Source organism: Streptomyces sp. L500 (assembly GCF_054551825.1).
On record NZ_JBTOLC010000134.1, the window covers coordinates 1 to 726 of the forward strand.

At 72.7% G+C, this 726-nt stretch carries 1 protein-coding gene; it reads left to right on the forward strand.

The features are described from left to right. Nucleotides 1–726, forward strand: a 726-nt coding sequence (locus tag ACX9I7_RS32675; protein ID WP_459389410.1) for an acyltransferase domain-containing protein, incomplete at both ends; no start/stop codon positions are given.

Genomic DNA, 726 nt, shown 5'->3' on the forward strand with positions numbered 1-726 from the left:
ATCGACGAGCCGTCCACGCACGTGGACTGGTCGGCGGGCGCGGTGGAACTGCTGACCGCACCCGTCGAGTGGACGGCCGCGGAGGACGGCCGGCGGCGCGCGGGTGTGTCGTCGTTCGGCGTCAGCGGGACGAACGCGCACGTGATCCTGGAGCAGGCCGAGCCGGAGCCCGAGCGTGAGGACGTTCCGGTGCCGGGCGTGGTCGTGCCCTGGGTGCTGTCGGGCAGGACGGAGGCGGCCCTGCGGGATCAGGCGTCGCGCCTGCTGACGCACGTCGACGGGCAGCGCCCCGTGGACGTGGGCTTCTCGCTGGTGTCGAGCCGGTCGAGCTTCGCGCACCGCGCGGTGGTGCTGGGCGCGGACGCGGAGTCGCTGACGGGGGCGCTCGCGGCGCTGGCATCGGGTGAGCTGCCCGTCGCCGATGCGGTCGAGGGCTCGGTGGGCTCGGGCAGGACGGCGGTGCTGTTCTCTGGCCAGGGCTCGCAGCGGCTGGGCATGGGTCGGGAGTTGTACTCCCGTTTCCCGGTGTTCGCGGATGCGTTCGACGCGGTGTGCGCGGGGCTGGACGAGCACCTTGAGCGTCCGCTGCGCGATGTGGTCTGGGGCGAGGACGAGGAGCTGATAAACCGGACCGTGTATGCCCAGGCCGGGTTGTTCGCGGTCGAGGTGGCGCTGTTCCGGCTGGTGGAGTCGTGGGGCGTGCGCCCGGAGTTCGTCGCCGGTCAT